Below are 21,363 nucleotides of genomic sequence, written 5' to 3'. Positions count from 1 at the left end.
TGGCAGGTGCAACAGTTAAAAAGTGCCCGGATAGCTGCCGCCGTCAATCAGCCAGTTCTGCCCAGTGATGAACGCCGCCTGCCGTGAACACAGGAACGCACAGACAGCCCCGAACTCTTCCGGCTGCCCATAGCGCCCGGCCGGGTTGGCCGCAGCACGCTCCTGATGCAGTTGCTCATAGGATTTGCCGGTCTGCGCCACCAGCGACTGGATGTGTTGCCATTGGCCGTCGGTATCGAAGATGCCCGGCAGAATATTGTTAATAGTGACATTGTCACGTACTACCGTACGGGACAGCCCGGCGACAAAACCGGTCAGCCCCGAGCGGGCACTGTTCGATAGCCCCAGTTCTAATTGCGGGATCTTCACGCTGCGGGAGGTGATGTTAACGATGCGCCCGAAGCCGCGCTGACGCATGCCATCTACCGTCAAACGCATCATTTCGATCGGGCCAAGCATCATGCCATCGAGTGCGTCCAGCCAGTGCTGGCGCGTCCAGTGGCGAAAATCGCCCGGTGCAGGGCCGCTGGCGTTGTTGATCAGAATGTCCGGCTGCGGGCAGGCTGCCAGCGCTGCCAGCCGTCCTTCGTCACGAGTAATGTCCGCCACCACCGCCTGCGGGCGTACGCCGACCGCCTGTTCTATTTCATCCTGCGCCTGACGCAACGCAACCTCGGTGCGCGCTAACAGCGTGACCTGCACGCCCTCCTGCGCCAGTTGACGGCTAACGGCTTTACCCAGCCCACGGCTGCCACCCCATACCAGCGCCCGTTTGCCAGCAATACCCAAATCCATATCAATGACCCCTTATGCGTTAACCACAGAGAAACGACTGGCGTGCGCCGTGAGCGGCTGCCTGCCCGGTACCGAGTCCAGCAGCAGGCGAGTATACGGGTGCTGCGGTTGCCGCCAGATTTGCTGGCAATCGCCGCTTTCCACACACTCGCCATGCTGCATCACCATCACCCGGTCGGCGATGTAGCGCACCACGGACAAATCATGCGAAATGAACAGCAGCGATAGCCCCATTTCACTCTTCAGTTCCACCAGCAAATTGAGGATCTGCGCCTGAATCGACACATCCAGCGCCGATACCGGCTCGTCGCAAATCACCAGTGACGGATTGACTACCAGTGCACGTGCAATGCCAATGCGCTGACGCTGGCCGCCGGAGAACTCGTGCGGATAACGCTGGAGACTGCTCTGTGGCAGGCGAACCCGTTCCAGCGCCTGACTGATCAGCCGCTGACGCTCCGCACGCTGGGTTACGCCGTGCACAATCAGCGGCCGTTCCAGAATGCGCTGGACATCGTGGCGCGGATTGAGCGACGCGTACGGATCCTGAAAAATCATCTGCACCCGGCGACGCAGCGGCTGCAGCTGCGACTCGTTCAGATGGGTAATATCCTGGCCGTCAAACAACATCCGGCCTTCAGCAACAGGCAGCAGACGCAAAATGGTCTTTGACAGCGTCGATTTGCCGCAACCGGATTCCCCCACCAACCCCAGCGTTTCGCCGGGATAAATGTCCAGCGAGATATCCTTCACTGCATTCACCACACCCTGCGAGGTGGCGTAGCGGGTATGCACCCGATGCAGCGACAGCAGCGGCGTGCGGGTGGTATCCGGAGCCGGAACACTACGCAGCGGCGGCGTCACCACCGTCACCTGCCCGGCGTCGCCATTGTCGGGATGACGGATCTCCGGCAGGCACTGCTGCCGGTAGTGCAGGTCATCGGCCAGATGCAGTGACGTCGCCAGTAGACCATGGGTATAGGGGTGCTGCGGCCGCTGAAACAACACATCGGTTGGCGACTCTTCCACCTTGCGTCCGCCGACCATCACCGCCACACGGTCTGCCCACTGCTCCACCACCCCCAGATCATGGGTGATCAGTAGCAGGCTCATCGACAACTCGCGCCGCAGTTGATCCAGCAGCGCCAGAATCTGCGCCTGAATGGTGACATCCAGCGCGGTGGTCGGCTCATCGGCAATCAGCAGCTTCGGCTGGCAGGCCACCGCCATCGCGATCATCACCCGCTGACGCTGCCCACCAGACAACTGATGCGGGTAATCGTCGATACGCCGTGGCGGCTCAGGGATCTTCACCAGGTCCAGCAGCTCGATGGCACGCGCCCGCGCCTGAGCCGGCGTCAACGACTGGTGCGTTAATAGGGTTTCGACGATCTGCTGGCCGATGGTCAACACCGGGTTGAGCGAGGTCATCGGCTCCTGAAAAATCATTGAAATCGCGTTGCCACGCAGCTGACGCATCGCGGTGTTCGGCAGCGCCAGCAGATCCTGCCCGTCGAACAGAATGCGCCCGGTGACCTGTCCCGGCGCACTGACCAGCCGCATGATGGACAGCGCAGTGGCGGATTTGCCGCAGCCGGATTCGCCCACCAACGCCAGCGTTTCACCGGGATTAAGCGCCAGATCGAGGCCGCGCACCGCCTGATGACCGGGAAAGGTCACCCGTAAATCCTGAATCTCCAACAGCGGGGTCATACGCGTTCCCTCCGTGAGCGAGGGTTCAGTGCGTCGTTGAGCGCATCCCCCACCAAATTGAGCGCCAGCACGGTCAGCACTAGCGCACCGCCGGGGATCGCGGTCAAAAACCACGCCGAGCGCAGCGACTCACGACCAGCACCGATCATGCTGCCCCAGCTCACCCGGTTCGGATCGCCAAAACCGAGGAACGACAGTGCGGATTCGATCAAAATGGACGACGCCACCATCACCGAGGTGGTAACGATGATCGACGGCAGCGCATTCGGTAGGATCTCCTGCGCCATGATGCGCAGACTGGAAAACCCCTGACTGCGCGCTGCCAGCACGAAATCGCTTTCACGCCAGGTACGGAATTCCGCCCGCACCAGCCGGGCGATGGTCGGCCAGGAGGCGACACCGATAGCGCAGGAAATCAGCGTCACCGATGGCTGACCGATGGCCACCAGCACCACCACCAGCAGAAAGGTGGGAAAGGTTTGAAACAGTTCAGTGACATGCACCAGCAGGTGATCAACCTTGCCGCCAAAGAAGCCAGCAATCGCACCGACGGTCATGCCGATCAGCAGGCTGACCGCCACGGCGGAAAAGCCTATCTGCAATGACACCTGCGCCCCATGTACCACCCCGGCGGCAACATCACGCCCCAGCGAATCGGTGCCTAACGGGAAAGCAGGATCCTGCCCCGGCCACAGAAACGGCTGCGCGACCATATCCAGCGGGTCACCGGGGTAGACCCACGGTGCCGCCAGCGCCATTACCACTACCAACACCAGTAGTGCGACCCCCGCCATGCCTGAAGGATTGCGCAAAAATAGCCTCACCTCTGGCGACAGCCGCACACGGCGGCGCGGCGGCACCCGTTCACCAACGGCGGTGCGGGAAGAAACAGTATTTTTCATATCAGTTCGCCTTGATTCGGGGGTCCAGCCAGCTTTGCAGTACGTCGACCAGAATATTGGCGACGATCACCAGAAACGCTGACAGCAGCAACACACCCAGCAGCACATTGAAATCGCGCGCCATCACCGCCTCCAGAGCCAGTCGGCCAAGCCCCGGCCAGCTAAATACGGTTTCCACCACCGCCGCACCGCCCAGCAGGTTACCGATGTGCATCCCAGCAACCGTGGTCACCGGCAACAGCGCGCAACGCAGAATATGGCGTAGCGTCACCCGCCACGGACTCAGCCCCTTCGCATGGGCAGTGCGGACGAAATCCTGCCGGTCGATTTCGAGCATCGCCGCACGCGTCAGCCGGGCGTAAATGGCGATAAAGAAACTGCTCAGAGCACCGACCGGCAACACCGCATGCAGCAACACATCGCGAAGATAAGCCCAGCCATGCAGATCTGCGCCGATGGTGGCGCTGCCGCCACCCGGTAACCAGTCAAGCCGGACCGAGAACAAAATCAGCGCCATCAGTCCAATCCAGAACCCCGGCGTGGAATAGAGCAACAGCGCCAGCAGCGACAGCAACCGATCCGGCCATTTACCTGCCCACACCGCCATCACCGCCCCCAGGGCGATCCCGGCCACGATTGCCACCAACTGCGAAGCCAACATCAGCAACAGCGTCTGCGGCAGACGGGACAGGATCAATTCCGTCACCGGCGCGTTGTAGCGCGGTGAAAAACCCAGACTGAAATGCGCCAGATTGGACAGATAGTTGTACAGTTGATGCAGTACCGGTAGATCGAGCCCGAACTGCTGGCGTATCTGCGCGGTGGTTTCGGCGGTGGCACTGCCTGCTTCGGCGGCCAGTACGTCCGCCGCATCACCCGGCACCAGTTGCAGCAAAAAGAACACGACGATCACGATACCGATGGCCACCGGCACCGCATGCAGCAACGTACGCCACAGCACCTGCCGGATGCGTTCACTATTTCTCATCACTTACCTTTATATGCAGAGGCGACGCCACAGAGCGCGCCATCGGATACCGACGCGCTCCCGGTTCATAGGTCATTAATCCAGCCAGATTTCCGACAGGCTGCCATTGGTGCCCTGAATATCGGTCAGTTGGTTGTGAACGCGTGTGTTGTAGATAGTCAGGCGTTTAAGTTGCAACAGATTGATGTCCGGCAGTTCCTGCGCCACGATGCGCTGGAAAGCGCGAAACTCCTCAGCACGTTTGGCCGGGTCGGTCTCTACTGCCGCCTGCTCCAGCAACCTGTCTACGTCCGGGTTGGCGTAATGTGAACCGTTGCCGAACGCCACACCCGGTTTAAAGGCTTGCGACCAGTACAGCCGTTGCACGCCGACTGTCGGGTCAAACAGGTTGGAGATGGAGTGGTTGGTGAACGCGAAATCCCGATCGGTATACACACGCTTGACGTAGGTAGCGAAATCCTGCGACCGGATGGTGACGTCGATTCCCACCTTAGCCAGCGCAGATTTCAGGTATTCCGCCACGCGCTTGAAGCCATCGCCGTACGGCATATAGTCATGTACCAGACGGAAACGAATGCCGTCGGCCTGACGCGGAAAACCGGCCTCGTCCAGCAGCTGTTCGGCTTTTTTCAGGTCAAACGGGTATGGCGATGGCGCGCTATCGTGGAACTGGGCCAGTTCCGGCGTAATCGGCGTTGGCGAATTGACAGCGTAGCCGTACCACACCACGTTACGCAGCACATCGCGGTTGATGCTGTGGGCGATCGCCTGCCGTACCTTCAGGTTTTTCAGGTATGGATTGTCCAGATTGAACTCGATGCGGGTCTGCGTCGGGCCGTAACCGTAACCGCCAGTTTCAATCGCCAGCTTGGGGTTTTTCTTGACGCGATCCAGCTCATTGAGCGGCACCGGCGATTCACTGCCCAGATCCAGCCCACCGGTCTCAAAGGCGATCAGGCGGGTCGCCGCGTCAGGAATGAATTTCACCACCAGACGATCCACGTATGGCTTTGGCTGATCCCAATAGTTGGGATTGCGCTCGTACACAATGTGGCTACCGCGCACCCACTCCTTGAAGATGAACGGCCCGGTACCTACCGGCGCTGTGTTGTAGGGGTTGGTACGAATATCGGTGCCGTCATACAGGTGTTTGGGAACGATCGGCGCTTCGTTGGCGGAAAACGCGCTGATCAGATAAGGCGCGGGCTGCGACAGCTCCACAATGGCGGTATAAGGATCCGGCGTTTTCACTTCAGTGACATTGGCAAAGGTGCCCTGCCCGCGGGAATTGTATTTCTTGACCGTCAGGATGGAGAACGCCACGTCAGCGGAAGTGAAATCCTTGCCATCGTGCCATTTCACGCCCTGGCGTAAATGGAATGTGTACTGTTTGCCGTCCGGGCTCACTGACCAACTGGTTGCCAGTTGTGGAATCGGCTTCATGTTGAAATCGTAGTTCAGCAATCCTTCGATCACTTTGGCGTTGACCTTGATAACCGACCCACCGCTGTTGACCAGCGACGTCAGCACCGGCGGTTCCGGCTCGACCAGAAAATTCAGCGTGCCGCCATGTTTGGGTGTCGTCTCCGCGGCCTGGCTCATCGCGCCAAACAGCGATGCGGCCACCAGCAAGGCCGCAAAAAGCGATTTATTGTTCATGTTGTTATCCCTGGATGAAATGGGTGATGTCCGGTCATTATCCGTGCCGCAAGCGCATGGTGACCGGGCAGGCTCCGGCATACGGTAGGTGTTCAACTCTGCGGAAAAACTAACCCAACGCTTGTTTGAAATGAACGTTTAATTTTGGATAAGTAATGCGGAAAAACGGATAATGAAGAGCGTGAATGTGGGAAATAACACAGGTAAACGAAAATAAAAGCGGCCAGTGACGCCGCAGGGGATTTCTACCGATGCCCTGGCCGGTTTACGCATTATCCGGCAGCAACGCCAGCCGCTGGATAATGAAGAGTATGACTGCCTGTTCGTTGCCAAAACCGATGATAAGCGAAATCATCACCGCGATTTGCTGTCGCCATACCGAGAACGACTAAACCTTCACCGCTTTGGCACTCAGCCCAACCAGTGCCAGCAAGGCCGCCACCACTAAAAACGCGGCGGACAAACTGCTGTGATGCGCAATAAACCCGATACTTGCCGGCCCAGCTAATATTCCCAGATAACCCAGCGTGGTGACCGCAGGTACCGCCGCCGCCTGTGGCATGCTGGTCTGACGCCCGATGGCCGAGAACATGACCGGCACAATATTGGAACACCCCAACCCGATCAGCGCATAACCGAGCAACGCGACCGACCAGAACGGAACCCACACCGCCAGCATCAACCCAGTGACCGCCAGCGCGGCCCCCAGCATCACCACCGGTTGTGCTCCCAGTCGGGTTACCACCCGATCGCCGGTCAGACGGCCGAGCGTCATGGTGGCGGCAAAACACGCAAAACCGAGCGCACCTTGCGCATCCGGCATGCCGCGGTATTCGGTCAGAAATACCGCGCTCCAGTCCAGTACCGCGCCTTCCGCCAGGAACACGGCAAAGCAGATCAACCCCAGCACCAGTACCGTACCGCGGGGGACAGCAAACGCCGGGCCTTCCGGCGGATTGGCGTACCTCAGCAAACCGGGCAGATGCGTCAGCAATAACAGCACCATCACCACCACACTGATCAGACTCGCCACCAGCGGCGACAACCCCAGCGACATCATGCCGCTCATCGCCCCGGCACCGACGATACCACCAATGCTGTAAAACCCATGAAACCCTGACATCATGGCTTTACCTGAGGCTTTCTCCACCAAAATCGCCTGTACGTTCATCGCACAATCGGTGGTACCAACCCCAATACCGAATATCAGTAATGCCAGCGCCAGTGGCGCCGCATTCGGGATCACCGCCAGCCACGGCAAGATCAGGCAGAACAGTAATACCGCCAGCGAAATCACCTTACGGCAGCCAAAGCGCGTGGTCAGCATACCGGTTACCGGCATCGCCACCAGCGCGCCGCCTCCCAGACACAGCAACAACAGACCGAGCATACCGTCATCCACGGCGGTATTTAGCCGGGCGAACGGCACCAACGCCGCCCAAACCGACGTACCAAACCCGGCTAAAAAAAACATCACGCGCGTCGCACGTTGTTCGCGCCGTCCCGGTTCATCAAACAACGGGGCAGCTACAGGTGAAAGCGTCTGGGAGTCCGTCAACGGTTGCATAAACGATATCGTCTCATGAGAAAGAAATAGACCAATGACCACATCGGCGTATGCGGTCTGCTAACGTGTTCGGCGTTACCCATTCAGGATCCGTAGCACATCTTCGTGTAAGCGCGGGCATCCCGTCGCCAGTATCTGCCCACCGGTTTCCGGCCGTGTGCCCTGCAAGGTGGTGACCACACCACCGGCCTGCTCCACAATCGGGATGAACGCCGTAATATCATAAGGTTGCAGCGAATATTCCAGACAGATATCGATATGCCCGGCCGCCAGCATCGCCATCGCATAGCATTCACCACCGTAGCGGGTCATTAGCGTACGCTCGGTGAGATCCCGGAAGTGGACTTGCGGATAGCGTTCGATAGGTTCCGGCGATGTGGTGTGCAAAATAGCCTGGTCCAGCGACACGCTCTTACGGGTTTCCAGTCGGCGTTCACCCTGTGGACCACGGTACCAGGCGTGCTCGCCATCCGCCCAAAAGGCTTCGCCGGTGAACGGCTGGCTCATCATCCCCATCACCGCACGTTCGCGATACAACAACCCAATCAGCGTGCCCCATACCGGCAGTCCACACAAGAACGGCCGGGTGCCATCGACCGGGTCCAGCACCCACTGGATATCACCGCTACCGGTCACGCCAAATTCCTCCCCCATGATCGCATGGTCCGGGTAGTGTTCGATAATCAGCGCCCGAATCACCCGCTCCGCTTCCCGGTCAGCATCTGTCACCGGATCAAACCGAAACCCTTCTTTGGGTTTGCTACCGACATGCAGATTCTGCTGCGAACGAAAACGCGGCAAGGTTTGCTGACTGGCGGCGTCAGCCAGACGATGGAAGAATGCGATATCGGGTAATGACTGACTCATGGTACTCACCTCTTTCGATAGGCTGCACATCACCACTATTTAATTGACAATTTAATTGACAATTCGGCGTCCCAGTGATTAATTTTGCTCGTTGTGCTCGATTAAATTAATTATAAGGCTTGTTTATGCTCGATTATGCATCTTTTCCTGAACAACGACAATCGTTGATCCGCGATCGATTAGCGAAGGAAGGTCGGGTGGTTTGTACGTTACTGTCGCAAGAGTTACAGGTATCGGAACACACCATCCGGCGTGATTTGCAGGAACTGGCGCGAGAAGGTGTATGCAAGCGGGTATATGGCGGTGCGGTCAGCCTGGCACCGGCTGACGGGCATTTTATTACCCGGGCTTCTGCCGACAGCGACGCGAAAGACCGGCTGGGGCAATCCTGCGCCGCGTTGATTCAGGCGAACCAGTGCATATTTATCGATTCTGGCTCGACCAACCTCGCCATCGCCCGGGCGATCCCGCCTGCGTTGCCCGTCACTGTCGTCACCAATTCGCCCGCTATCGCGCTGGAAATGATGCAATCCTCCCACGCCGAGGTGATCATACTCGGCGGGCGGGTGCAGCCCCACACCGGCGGCGCACTGGGTATCACACCGCAAAAACAGCTGGAGAATATCTATTTCGATCTCTGTTTTCTGGGCGGTTGTGCACTGGATACCAGCGAAGGGCTAACGGTGTTTGACTATGAAGATGCCGAGTTCAAACACGCGGCGGTGGGCAAGAGCAACGAGGTTGTGGTGGCGATGACCTCGGACAAACTCCCGGCCATCGCCCGTTACCATGTCATCCCCTGCGAAGACATCGCCACACTGGTGGTGGAAGCGACCATTGCGCCAGATAAACTCGCGCCTTTTCGCGACAAAAAAATGACTATACGGTTTGCCGGCACGCCGTAAAACAGGCGCAACCTGGCACGATGACCTTCTCGCCAACTTCTCGCTTAGCTATCGGGGCCACACACTGACAGCAATGGCCCCAGCCGCCATACACAATAAGGGCGCAACGACCAGTAGCGCTCAGCGCTTTCCACTGTGTTAGCTTCATCATGCTGTTGCCAATGAATGGCAGCATCACCCTGAATCTGCAACAGATCACCACTCACCCAATCCAGGATCAATAGTGCGGCGCGGGGTTCAGCTAACAGGTTACCCAGTGTGTTCATATAACGGTTGCCGCGAAAATCAGGTATCCACAGCCGTCCATCCCGATAACGGATAAACCCGGCTGGCCCCCCACGATGAGAAATATCCATGCCATTCCAGCCGTAGCTGGCGACAAAGGCGGTATCCGCACGGTGTAATATCCTCCTGACATCATCGTCAACACCGTCATGCACCTGACAAGTCGTCTCGGTGCCAACCAACGGCATCAGACATCGCTGCCGGATATACTGCGGGCAGTTGCCAAAGCTCTCTCGCACCGCCAGCCTGATCCCTTTTGCGTCCAGCGCGTCAATGACACCGTTCACCCGATTTCGACGCCGGGTCATAAAATCGATCCCCAGACCGCCTATCAAACCGCCGACACACAGCGCGCTCGTCAACGGATCTGACTCGGTTGGCATGGCTCCAATAAGCAACTGGCGCGCATCCGGCGTTGATAAAAAGCCAGGTGCGCCCGATAACACCGTTGCTACCGGCCACCCATCCCGACCGCGTGTAGCAATAAAAAACAACCGTAACCCAGCGAAAAATTGTTGATGCTGTATCGGCATCGCATCACGAATTGCGGCCGAAGAGACGGAAAAGCCTGCATACTGTTGCGCACGACGTTCATCAGGGTGGAAGCTCACCATCACGCACCCGGTTCCGGCAACGGTTCAAAGCCGGGTAACGCCGCCACTCGCGCCAGCCAAGCCCTGATTGACGGCCAGGATTCCAACGTGATGCCGCCTTGCGGTGCCGCTGCCACATACGCATAGCAAGCCAGGTCGGCGATAGTTGGCTGATCACTCACCAGCCAGTCGCGCACCTGCAAATGGGCGTCCATCTGAGGCAGGAAACGCTGCGCTACACGCACCGCGGAATCATAGTCTTCATCAACACCGAACAGCCGGATCAACCGCGCCGATGCGACACCATAACGAATCTCCCCGGCGGCTTTGCCCAGCCACTGGGTAATTTGCGCCGCAGTCTGCGGATCATCCGGCAACCAGTGGCTATCCGGCGCATAGCGTTTGACCAGATACACCATAATGGCAGCGCTGTCGGCCAGCGTGACCTCACCATCGACCAACACAGGAATCTGGCCGAATGGATTAAGACGTTTGAATTCAGCATCGGTACGCACGTCAGCAGGCGCGGGAATAACCTCATAAGGCAACGCCAGCATGTTCAGCAGCAGACACACTCGATGGCAATGACCGGACAACGGCGTAGCATACAAATAACGGGACATGGTTTTCTCCTGTGAAGTTCTGTTGCCAGACTACTTTTTCCTGGAGTAATGTGAATCCCTGCCAGATGAAATAGATAATTTCACTTTATGGAATAATAATGGACCGTCTTGATGAGCTGCTTATTTTTACTACCGTGGTCAGTCAAGGCAGTCTGAGTGCCGCTGCACGTCAGTTACACCGCTCGGCCCCTGCCGTTACCCGCGCCATTGCGGCGCTGGAGCAGCGACTGGGTACTCGCTTACTGGAACGCACCACCCGCAAAATTGCCCCAACCCCAGCCGGTCTACGGTTGGCAGAACGCGCCCGCATGCTGCTGGCGGATTATCAGGAGGCGGTACAGGAATCTAACGAGAGCCAACTCCGCGGTATGTTACGTCTGACCGCACCAGTACAATTCGGCCGTCGTCACGTCACACCAGTGGTAATAGCGTTTCTGTCACAGCACCCGGATATTCAGATAGAACTGCTGCTCAACGACCGCAATCAGGATCTGATCGAGCAAGGTTTGGATATGGCGGTACGAATTGGCGACCTGAAAGACTCATCAATGATTGCCCGCCAGGTCGGCAGTGTTGGTCGTATGCTGGCAGCCAGCCCAACTTATCTTGCAGTGCGGGGGACACCCGTGCAGCCGGGCGATCTGGCTCACCATGATGTGATCGCCGGATCGCTGCTGCCAGTGGTGGAGTGGCGCTTTGACGCACATGGAGCGATGGTCAAAGTACCTATTTCTCCACGGTTGATCACCAATGACGTAGAAGCACAGTGCGTAGCGGCTCGCGCGGGTTATGGCATCGTTCGCTTGCTCAGTTATCAGTTGGAGGACGATTTTCGTAACGGCTCGCTGGTTCATCTGCTGCCGGAATGGGAACCCGCTCCCCTTCCGGTACAATTGGTTGCGCCGCATCGGGAACTGATGCCTCGCCGGGTGAGAGCGTTCTGGGAGTTTGCCTGCGAGCAGTTGCAGGAAAGATTACAGAAAAGTATATGATGGCTACGGCGAGTACCGCAGCCATCATCGCAGCAGAGGTCTTATACCCATAGTCAGCAATGGCGCTTATCCACGGTTGGAATCAATGCCCGCCGCGCAATTTCTCCGAACGACGACGCAGCACTTCCATCACCACCAACAGCACCAGCGCGGCAGCCACCATCATCGTCGCTGCGGCTGCGATAGTCGGGTCAAGGTTTTCGCGGATCCCGGCGAACATCTGCAATGGCAACGTACGCTGCCGCGGACTGGCGAGAAACAGCGTCACAATCACCTCATCAAACGAGGTGGCGAACGCAAACAGTGCGCCGGAGAAAACGCCAGGGGCTATCAGCGGCAGGGTTACCCGACGAAACGCCAGCAACGGCGGCGCACCCAGGCTGGCGGCAGCACGAGTCAGGTTCTGGTCGTAATTTTTCAGCACCGCGGTGACGGTAATCACCACAAATGGCACCCCCAACACCGCATGGGCCAGCACCAACCCGATGTAGCTATTGAGCAGTGACAGCTTGGCGAAGAAGAAAAACATCCCGACTGCTACGATCACTACCGGGGCAATCATTGGTGAAATCAGTACCGCCATCACCAACGACTTGCCGCGAAACTCACCGCGAACCAGCCCCACCGACGCCAGCACGCCCAATACGGTTGCCAGTATCGTCGCCAGCGGCGCGATCAGCAGGCTGTTGCCCAACGCACCGAGCCATTCACTGGAGTGAAAAAACTCCCGATACCAGCGCAGGGAAAATCCGGCCAATGGGTAGCTGAGGAACGACCCGGCATTAAACGACAGCGGTACGATCACCAGCACCGGCACGATCAGAAACAGCAACATCGCCGCGCCATAAAAATTGAAGAAGCCATTCCACACCCGCAACAGCTGCGATCCCTGTTGTCTCATTTCCTTCATCGGTTTCATCGCTTGCTCCTTCTTTTAACGCGCCGCCGCTTCGGCGTCGGTGCGGGTAACACGGATATACACCACATACAGCAGTACTACGATCACCAACAGTTGCGTCCCCAGCGCGGCCGCCATTCCCCAGTTCATGGTGGTATTGGTGAAAAACGCCACGAAATAACTGAGCATCTGGTCGCCTGGCCCGCCAAGCAGCGCTGGCGTAATGTAGTAGCCAATCGCCATCATGAACACCAGCAACGCACCGGCCGTCACCCCGGCGTAAGTCTGCGGCACATACACCCGCCAGAACGCCAGAAACGGATGCGCGCCCAGCGAAATCGCCGCCCGCACATAGTTAGGCGAAATACCTTTCATCACCGCATACAGCGGCAACACAAAAAACGGCAACAGGATATGCGTCATGGAGATATAGACACCGATGCGGTTAAACACCAGCACCAGCGGCTCATCAATAATGCCCAGACCTATCAACGAACGGTTGATCAGCCCGCCGGATTGCAGCAACACGATCCAACTGGCGGTGCGCACAATCAACGAGGTCCAGAACGGCAGCAACACCAGAATCATCAATAAATTGGCGCGGTTATCCGGCTGTTTCGCCAGCCAGTAAGCCAACGGATAACCCAATGCCACACACAGCAGCGTAACGACACCGGCCATCAGCAACGTGCGCATCAGCACATCGACATACAACGCCTGATCTGCCGGCTGTGCCACCACCTTATCGGTTTGTGGGTCAACCTTATGGTCAAACACCGCCAGCAGGTAATAGCTGGTAAACGGACTCGACGCTCGTTCGATGGTTTTCCAGGTGTTGAGCTCCCCCCACATCGGCTGTTCGGCGATCAGCTGTTCACGCAGCCCCGGCTGTTCATCCGACGGCAGTTTACGCAGGGTACGGGTAATCAGCGTGCGGTACTGGCTATCTTCATACCCCAGCCGCTTGGTGATCGTAGCGACCTGCCCGGTACTGCGAGCATTACGCAGGTCGCTCACCAGCGCACGAAACACACTTTCATCCGGCACCGCTTTGCCGGGCCAGTTCCGCATCGCCTCCACCGTCATTGGCATACTGACGCGCAAATCCGGGTTAGACACGCTTTTGCCCAGAATCGACAGTATCGGGAACAGAAAACTGACCAGAATAAACAGGAATAGTGGTGCTATCAGCAACAGCGACCGTTTCTGATAGAGGGCCTGCGCCTGACGCAGTTGCTGTTTCAGACTGGTGCGACCTTCCTGATTACCGACTGGCGGTTTAGCCTTCAACATCTCATTCTGGGACATAAGCGTGCTCTCCTTGTTCAATACCGGTTCAGGATTACTTCTGGGCAGCCCAGGCGTTGAAGCGCTGCTCCAGCTCTTCGCCGTGATCAATCCAGAATTCGGTATCGACCTGCACCGATTGCGCCAGGTTATCCGGAGCGGTTGGCAGGTTGTTGCTGATGGACGGGCTCAGTAACGCGGTGGTTTTGCTGTTGGTCGGCCCATAAGCGATGTTTTCAGCAAACACCTTTTGGTTTTCCGGCTGGTTGGCGAACGCAATAAACTGTTCAGCCAGCGCTTTATGCTTGGAGCCTTTTACAATCGCCCAGCTATCCAAATCGTACAGGCCATCTTTCCAGACGATATTGATGCCCGGTTTTTCTTTCTGCGCCACGGCTACGCGGCCATTGTAGGCAGAGGTCATGACCACATCCCCAGCCACCAGCCACTGCAACGGCTGTGCACCGGATTCCCACCACTGAATATTGGATTTGATCTGATCAAGTTTTTTGAACGCGCGATCAACACCCGCCGGGGTCGCCAGCACGTTGTAGACATCTTCACGCTTCACACCATCAGCCAACAACGCGATTTCCAGCGTGAACTTGGCGCTCTTGCGCAGCGCGCGCTTGCCGGGGAAGTTTTTCACATCCCAGAAATCAGCCCAGCTTTTGGGGGCCTGCTGTAATTTATTGGCGTTGTAAGTCAGCACCGTGGACCAGACAAAAATCCCGGCACCGCATTCAGAGACGGCACCTTTAACGAAATCAGCCTGATGACCCAGCTTTTGCCAGTCCAGCGGTTCAAACAGTCCCTCGTTACATCCACGCAGCAGTTCCGGGCCTTCCACTTCCACCACATCCCAGCCAACCTGCCCGGTCTGCACCATTGCGCGGATACGAGCCATTTCACCATTGTATTCACCGGCTTCGATCGTGCCTTTGCCCGCGGCCTGGAACGGCTTATAAAACGCCTTATCCTGTGCATCTTTATTGGTGCCGCCAAAGGAAATCACGGTCAGATTATCAGCCCAGCTCTGGGAAGCCATGGCAACGAGCAGAGCGGATAGTGCAAATTTTTTCAACATGGTCTGGCTCCTAAAGAGAGTAGTCAACGTATGTCCACAAGGGGAAAACCCTTAAATTTTTTTGATGCATGACATCATTCTGTATAGCAGTTTTCATGCCAGTTTCTATCGACTGGATTAAAAACCGCCGGATGGAGCCGTGGAAGTCCCACACTGTGCAAACTGCACAGTGCTGGTGTTATTTTTAATCTGATAGACTGTTTTTTACTGCGACAGTCGGTGGTTGATTTGCCTTGTTATGGTGCAATCGGTTAGCGGACTGCACCAGACTGGCCCGGCCGTTCCTGACATGAACATCCTTGTTCATCCGAATGCATCCGTCGTCAGGCTGATGGGGTAAGGTCAACACAGAGATATTTCATCTCCAGGTATTCCTCAATGCCGAAGCGTGAACCTTCGCGTCCCAGCCCCGACTGTTTTACCCCGCCAAATGGGGCCACTTCGTTAGAAATGAGGCCGGTATTAATGCCGACCATGCCGTACTCCAGCACTTCCGGCACACGCCACTGGCGGATGGCGTCACGGGTATAGACGTAGGCTGCCAGGCCAAACTCGGTGTCGTTCGCCATCGCCACCGCCTGCGCCTCATCGTCAAACGGGAACAACGGCGCCACCGGCCCGAATGTTTCCTCTCGCGCAAACCGCATCTCGCGTGTTACGCCACCTATCACCGTCGGCGTAAAGAACGTGCCGCCCAGCGCATGGCGTGAACCGCCGGTCAGCAACGTCGCCCCTTTGGCCAGGGCATCGCTAATATGCGACTCGACCTTGCCGACCGCGTCCTGATCAATCAACGGGCCTTGCGTCACGCCGGGTTGCGTCCCCTCGCCCACGTTCAGTTTTTCCACTTCCTCCACCAGCCGTGCAGCCAGTGCCGGGTAGATACCCCGCTGAACATAAATGCGGTTGGCACAAACGCAGGTCTGGCCGCTATTGCGGAACTTGGACGCCAGAATGCCTTTTATCGCCAGTTCCAGATCGGCGTCGTCAAATACGATGAACGGCGCGTTGCCGCCCAGTTCCAGCGACAGTTTTTTCACCGTCGGCGCACTTTGCGCCATCAAAATGCGGCCAACTTCGGTGGAACCGGTAAAGCTCAGCTTGCGCACGACCGGGCTATCACACAGCACTTTACCCACCGAGGCGGCTTCGCCAGTCACCACCTGCAACACACCCGCAGGGATGCCCGCCTGTAGCGCCAGCTGCGCCAGCGCCAGTGCGGTGAACGGTGTCTGCTCCGCCGGTTTGACTATCATGGTGCATCCGGCCGCCAATGCAGGCGCCGCTTTACGGGTAATCATCGCAGCCGGGAAGTTCCACGGCGTGATCGCCGCGCATACGCCGATGCCTTGCTTAATCACCAGCAGGCGTTGATTGGCCTGCGGCGACTGCAACACACTGCCTTCCACCCGCTTCGCCTCTTCGGCAAACCAGTCGATAAACGAATTAGCGTAAGCGATTTCCCCACGGGCTTCCGCCAACGGTTTCCCCTGTTCAGCGGTGAGGATCGCCGCCAAATCGTCCTGATGGTCACGAATCAATTGCGCCCATGCCTGCATCAGTGCCGCACGCTCTTTACCAGTACGCTGACGCCACACCACCAGCGCCTGCTCAGCCTGCGCAATCGCCTGCTGAGTCTGCTGCGCCGTGACCAGTGGAATGCTGCCCAGTTCATCACCGGTCGCCGGGTTGTTCACGCTCAGTCGAGCGCCGTTATGGCTGTCTTGCCACTCGTCGCCAATCAGACATTGCTGGCGGAATAACGCTTTATTTTTTAGTTGCATAGCTACCTTTTCGCTCACACTCACTTCGCCAGAACCTGGGCCAGAATAGACAGTGCTTTGCTGAACTGGGCATCCGGAATGGTCAGCGGATACAGAAAACGGATCACGTTGCCATGCGTACCACAGGTCAGTAACAGCAGCCCTTGCTCCAGCGCCGCTTGCTGGTATTTTTTGGTGATTTCCGCGCTCGGTTTGCCGGTTTTCGGGTCATTAAACTCCACCGCCACCATAGAGCCACGGGCACGGATATCGGCGATCGCCGGGTTGGCGGTTTTCGCCTGTTCCAGCGCTTCAACCAGTGTAGCGCCAAGGCGTTGAGCACGCTGGCATAGTTGTTCCTCTTCAATCACATCCAGTACGGCCAGCGCCGAGGCCACCGCCAGCGGGTTACCCGCATAGGTACCACCCAACCCGCCGGGGCCCGGTGCGTCCATCACCTCGGCACGCCCTACCACGCCGGAAATCGGGAAGCCGCCGCCCAGGCTTTTCGCCATGGTGATCAGGTCCGCTTTATCGTCGTAATACTCCATCGCGAACACCTTGCCGGTACGGGCAAAGCCGCTCTGTACTTCATCAGCAATCAGCAACATGCCGTATTTGTCACACAACTGGCGTACACCACGGATGAATTCCGGCGGTGCCACATTGAATCCCCCTTCGCCTTGTACCGGCTCCAGCAGAATGGCCGCGACCTGATCGGCACCGATATCGGTATGCAGAATGCGATCAATGCTCTCCAGCGCCTGTTCTACCGTAACGCCGTGTTGGGCATTCGGGTACAACGCATGAAAAATGGACCCTGGGAACGGGCCGAAACCGGTGGAATACGGAGCCACTTTGCCGGTCAGCGTCAGGGTCAGCAGTGTACGGCCGTGGAACGCCGCACCAAAGGCAATCACGCCAGGGCGCTTGGTGTAAGCACGAGCAATTTTCACTGCGTTTTCAACCGCCTCGGCCCCGGTGGTGAAGAAAGCCGTTTTGGCCGGGCCGGCGATCGGTGCCAGTGCATTCAGACGCTCCGCCAGTGCCACATAGCTGCCGTAAGGCACGATTTGATAGGCGGTGTGGGTGAATTTTTCCAGTTGCTCACGTACCGCCGCCAACAGTTTAGGGTGACGGTGGCCGGTGTTCAGTACCGCAATCCCGGCCGCAAAATCAATATACTCGCGCCCTTCAACATCCCACAGGGTGGCATTCTCCGCCTTGTCGGCATAGAAATCACACATCACACCCACGCCACGCGGCGTGGCGGCCAAACGACGTTGATTCAATTCGCTGTTACTCATTTTCCGCTCCGATTCGATGAACACACCACCCAATAAGGGTTGACGATTGACGTTACGATGTTGTTATTTATCTCCTGTATGGCCCTATAATCCAGAGCCAGTTTTTAATATTTAAAGGATCCACTTTGCGCTCATTACTGACCGATTTGCTGCTGCAGGGGCTGGAACGCCAGTTGGAAGGCACCCTTAACAAGCGGCTGTACGACACCATCCGCCTGGCGATTCTTTCCGGTGATATCGCGCCGGGGCGGCGTTTACCCTCGTCCCGCGACCTGGCGCAGCAGTTATCGCTATCGCGCAATACGGTGATCGCCGCCTTTGAACAACTACTTGCGGAAGGCTATATCGAGACCCGTACCGGCAGCGGCAGTTACGTCACCGAACAGTTGCCAGACACCCATACGCCGGATATGCGCGACGATACGTTGTCGCCACTACGCCCGGCCGTACAGGAAATTTCCCGACGGGGTATGCATCTGCTGGGGTATGCCGGTGCATCGGCTCGCCAGTGGGGCGCGTTTATGCCGGGCGTTCCGGATATCGCCAGCTTTCCGCATGACCTATGGCGGCGGTTGCAGACCCGCCTGTCCCGCCGCCTGAAGCCGGAACAGCTCTCTTATTCGCCGATCGGCGGTTGCCCGGAACTGCAACAAGCGCTGGTGGACTACCTGCGGGTGGCGCGTTCGGTGACCTGTACGCCGGAACAAATCCTGATCACCGAAGGGACCCATCAGGCGATGGATCTACTGGCCAAAATGCTGTGCAACCCGGGTGATTTGGCATGGATTGAAGACCCCTGCTATTGGGGCATGCGCAATGTGTTGACCATCAATGGTCTGCGTGTCGCGCCAGTGGCGGTGGATGAGCAAGGCATGGTGCCGCCGGACGATGTCTCGCCGCACTCGGTGCCCCGGTTGATTTGCGTTACGCCATCACACCAGTATCCGTTGGGGGCGGTGATGAGCCTGACTCGTCGCCAGCGGCTGCTGGCGTTGGCGCAGGAACACAACAGTTGGGTGATTGAAGACGATTACGATAGCGAATTCCGCTTTTCTGGCAGCCCGATTCCGGCTTTGCAGGGGCTCCAGACACAACCTCCGGTTATCTACATCGGCACCTTCAGCAAAACACTCTATCCGGGGCTGCGAGTCAGTTACATGGTGCTACCGCCGCAACTGGCGCGGGAGCTGAAAATAGCGCACGCCGAGTTGTACCGTGGCGGGCACCTGCTGACGCAACTGACGCTAAGCCAGTTCATCAGTGAAGGGCACTACGCCGCTCACATCCGCCGTATGCGCCTGTTGTACGCCCGCCGTCGCGCGCTGCTGAGCGAATTGATTGTGCAGCATTTGGGGGATGACTACCTCGGCTATAACAGTAACGCCGGGCTACACCTGATTCTGCGCTTGCCCGACCCCATCGATGATGTGGTACTGGCCGCCCGTATTCTGCAACACGGCGTGATGGTTAAACCGCTTTCCAGTTACTACCTGCACCCAGCGCATCAGCGCGGGCTGTTGCTCGGTTACGCTGGTGTCGATGAGGCTGAAATGGTACAGGCGTTTGACGTGATTCTTCGCTGTTTACGCGCGCTGGAAAAGCAGCTCGGCTAAGGCCCCAGAGAGCCCGAGCGCCCTACTCGCCACCCGCCCCAATTGGTGGCAGTAGCCCTCATCCAACCTCACATTTTTGTTCGCACCACTGCACAACGCTGGTGCTTTTGTTTAACAAAAAATCACCATTTTGATGCAATCTCAGCAAACAATGCACCATACTGTTCAGGCATTCTGTTTGTTGCACCAGTGTTAATGCTGTGCACTATGCACTGTTAATACACAGGGTAATAGCCGGACATTCGCGTTCATCTCGGTAACCGGCTGAACATCTGACGCCTCTTTTTTATCCCAAACTAATAAGAAAAGTTTCTCAATTAAGTATCAGGCACGACTTATGCATAAGTCATTATCAGCATCGAGCTACGACACGTGAGAGAAGGGAAGAATGAAAACCTACGTCAGCTTCAAAAATATTCAAAAAACCTACGATGGCGATCGTCTGGTGGTCAAAAACCTGAATCTGGATATTCAGGAAGGTGAATTCCTGACCATGCTGGGCCCATCCGGCTCCGGTAAAACCACCAGTCTGATGATGCTGGCCGGGTTTGAAACGCCCACGCAGGGTGAAATCCTGCTGCGTGACACCCCATTGCACAACCTGCCCCCCCATCAGCGCGGCATCGGCATGGTGTTTCAAAACTATGCCTTGTTCCCGCATATGACGGTGGCGGAAAACCTGGCGTTTCCACTGTCCATTCGCCGCCTGAACCGCAGTGACATCAAAGAGAAAGTGGACCGCGTGCTGGACCGCGTCAAGCTGGCTAATCTGGCTGACCGCTACCCGGCGCAGATGTCAGGTGGCCAGCAGCAGCGCGTGGCGCTGGCCAGAGCGCTGGTGTTTGAACCCCGGTTGGTACTGATGGATGAACCCTTGGGCGCGCTGGACAAGCAACTTCGCGAACATATGCAACTGGAAATCAAGGAACTGCACCGGGCGTTAGAACTTACCGTGGTGTACGTCACCCACGACCAGAGCGAAGCGATGACCATGTCAGACCGGGTGGCGGTGTTCAATGACGGCATCATCCAACAGATGGACAGCCCGAGTGATATCTACGAACACCCACAAAATACCTTCGTGGCGCAATTTATCGGTGAAAACAATACGCTGATTGCCACCCAATGCGGCAGCGATGGCGATTATTATCAGGCTAAACTGGATGACGGCACCGTCCTGCGCGCGCTGAAAGTACGCCCCAGTTCACCGGGTAAAAAAATCCATCTATGCATTCGCCCGGAGCGGGTAAAAGTTAACGCCAGCGTCCTGCCGGATGGTGCCCAGCAGGTTCGCGCCCATATCCAGCAATTTATCTATCTTGGCGATCACGTTCGCATGATGACCGAGGTGGCCGGGCAGCCACAATTTATGGTGAAACTGCCTGCCAGCGACGTTAACCCGAACTGGCAAATTGGCAGTGAAATCCACTTATCCTGGTTGCCGGAGCACCTGCGCGCACTGGATGTGGTCGTCGTACAGTAAATACGCCACGGTTCGGCGCGGATCTCGCCATCGATC

At 57.5% G+C, this 21,363-nt stretch carries 18 protein-coding genes; 4 read left to right on the top strand and 14 right to left on the bottom strand.

The genetic code is table 11. The features are described from left to right. Positions 1-15 precede the first annotated feature (15 nt). The 7 genes from FGI04_RS07105 to hisN form a co-directional block, all read right to left on the bottom strand. Positions 16-795 carry an SDR family oxidoreductase gene (locus FGI04_RS07105; protein WP_342700981.1) on the bottom strand — a complete coding sequence of 260 codons (780 nt, stop codon included), beginning with the start codon at positions 793-795 and terminating at the stop codon, positions 16-18. Between the two features lie 12 nt (positions 796-807). Beyond that, positions 808-2,508 (bottom strand): ABC transporter ATP-binding protein, encoded by a 1,701-nt coding sequence (locus tag FGI04_RS07100; protein ID WP_407336501.1) that lies wholly within the window; start codon positions 2,506-2,508, stop codon positions 808-810. Then, entirely contained in the window at positions 2,505-3,410 is a 906-nt protein-coding gene (locus FGI04_RS07095) for an ABC transporter permease (protein ID WP_407336500.1), read from the bottom strand. Before FGI04_RS07095 ends, FGI04_RS07100 begins: the two co-directional genes overlap by 4 nt. 1 nt (position 3,411) lies before the next feature. Next, on the bottom strand, positions 3,412-4,398 hold the full coding sequence (locus tag FGI04_RS07090; protein ID WP_407336499.1) for an ABC transporter permease: 987 nt from the start codon (positions 4,396-4,398) through the stop codon (positions 3,412-3,414). 75 nt (positions 4,399-4,473) lie between these two features. Further along, positions 4,474-6,057, bottom strand: a complete 1,584-nt coding sequence (locus tag FGI04_RS07085) for an ABC transporter substrate-binding protein (RefSeq protein WP_407336498.1) — start codon at positions 6,055-6,057, stop codon at positions 4,474-4,476. 388 nt (positions 6,058-6,445) lie between these two features. Continuing rightward, on the bottom strand, positions 6,446-7,624 hold the full coding sequence (locus FGI04_RS07080; RefSeq protein ID WP_407336497.1) for an MFS transporter: 1,179 nt from the start codon (positions 7,622-7,624) through the stop codon (positions 6,446-6,448). Between the two features lie 75 nt (positions 7,625-7,699). Further along, positions 7,700-8,491: a histidinol-phosphatase gene (gene hisN / locus FGI04_RS07075; RefSeq protein ID WP_407273384.1), complete on the bottom strand. Its 792-nt coding sequence runs from the start codon at positions 8,489-8,491 to the stop codon at positions 7,700-7,702. 125 nt (positions 8,492-8,616) lie between these two features. On the opposite strand from hisN, the gene FGI04_RS07070 reads away from it, so the two are divergent. Then, the gene (locus tag FGI04_RS07070; RefSeq protein ID WP_407336496.1) at positions 8,617-9,396 is read left to right on the top strand and encodes a DeoR/GlpR family DNA-binding transcription regulator; all 780 of its coding nucleotides are present in this window, start codon (positions 8,617-8,619) and stop codon (positions 9,394-9,396) included. A gap of 44 nt (positions 9,397-9,440) precedes the next feature. On the opposite strand, the gene FGI04_RS07065 is transcribed toward FGI04_RS07070, so the two are convergent. Together FGI04_RS07065 and FGI04_RS07060 are read right to left on the bottom strand one after the other, a co-directional pair. Beyond that, positions 9,441-10,295, bottom strand: coding sequence for a pyridoxamine 5'-phosphate oxidase family protein (locus tag FGI04_RS07065; RefSeq protein ID WP_407337400.1), 855 nt, complete (start codon positions 10,293-10,295; stop codon positions 9,441-9,443). Continuing rightward, complete coding sequence (locus tag FGI04_RS07060) at positions 10,295-10,897, bottom strand: glutathione S-transferase (RefSeq protein ID WP_407336495.1); 603 nt, start codon at positions 10,895-10,897, stop codon at positions 10,295-10,297. Before FGI04_RS07060 ends, FGI04_RS07065 begins: the two co-directional genes overlap by 1 nt. Before the next feature lie 98 nt (positions 10,898-10,995). On the opposite strand from FGI04_RS07060, the gene FGI04_RS07055 reads away from it, so the two are divergent. After that, the gene (locus FGI04_RS07055) at positions 10,996-11,889 is read left to right on the top strand and encodes a LysR family transcriptional regulator (RefSeq protein WP_407336494.1); all 894 of its coding nucleotides are present in this window, start codon (positions 10,996-10,998) and stop codon (positions 11,887-11,889) included. Between the two features lie 82 nt (positions 11,890-11,971). On the opposite strand, the gene FGI04_RS07050 is transcribed toward FGI04_RS07055, so the two are convergent. From FGI04_RS07050 to FGI04_RS07030, 5 genes are all read right to left on the bottom strand, one after another. After that, on the bottom strand, positions 11,972-12,790 hold the full coding sequence (locus tag FGI04_RS07050; protein WP_029456449.1) for an ABC transporter permease: 819 nt from the start codon (positions 12,788-12,790) through the stop codon (positions 11,972-11,974). A 33-nt stretch (positions 12,791-12,823) separates the two neighbouring features. Beyond that, complete coding sequence (locus FGI04_RS07045; RefSeq protein WP_342700990.1) at positions 12,824-14,095, bottom strand: ABC transporter permease; 1,272 nt, start codon at positions 14,093-14,095, stop codon at positions 12,824-12,826. A gap of 34 nt (positions 14,096-14,129) precedes the next feature. Continuing rightward, the gene (locus FGI04_RS07040; RefSeq protein ID WP_407336493.1) at positions 14,130-15,161 is read right to left on the bottom strand and encodes an ABC transporter substrate-binding protein; all 1,032 of its coding nucleotides are present in this window, start codon (positions 15,159-15,161) and stop codon (positions 14,130-14,132) included. Between the two features lie 323 nt (positions 15,162-15,484). After that, on the bottom strand, positions 15,485-16,945 hold the full coding sequence (locus tag FGI04_RS07035) for an NAD-dependent succinate-semialdehyde dehydrogenase (protein WP_407336492.1): 1,461 nt from the start codon (positions 16,943-16,945) through the stop codon (positions 15,485-15,487). Positions 16,946-16,965: 20 nt separating this feature from the next. Beyond that, positions 16,966-18,231 (bottom strand): 4-aminobutyrate--2-oxoglutarate transaminase, encoded by a 1,266-nt coding sequence (locus FGI04_RS07030; RefSeq protein WP_407321469.1) that lies wholly within the window; start codon positions 18,229-18,231, stop codon positions 16,966-16,968. Between the two features lie 125 nt (positions 18,232-18,356). Between FGI04_RS07030 and pdxR the strand changes: the two genes are divergently transcribed. Further along, on the top strand, positions 18,357-19,844 hold the full coding sequence (gene pdxR, locus FGI04_RS07025) for a MocR-like pyridoxine biosynthesis transcription factor PdxR (RefSeq protein ID WP_342700994.1): 1,488 nt from the start codon (positions 18,357-18,359) through the stop codon (positions 19,842-19,844). A 388-nt stretch (positions 19,845-20,232) separates the two neighbouring features. Beyond that, positions 20,233-21,327 (top strand): ABC transporter ATP-binding protein, encoded by a 1,095-nt coding sequence (locus FGI04_RS07020; RefSeq protein ID WP_342700995.1) that lies wholly within the window; start codon positions 20,233-20,235, stop codon positions 21,325-21,327. Positions 21,328-21,363 lie beyond the last annotated feature (36 nt).

Origin of the sequence: Dickeya ananatis (assembly GCF_019464615.1) — a bacterium.
GTDB lineage: Bacteria > Pseudomonadota > Gammaproteobacteria > Enterobacterales > Enterobacteriaceae > Dickeya > Dickeya oryzae.
The sequence above is the reverse complement of the archived record's forward strand: the minus strand, read 5'-3'. Positions and strand labels throughout refer to the sequence as shown.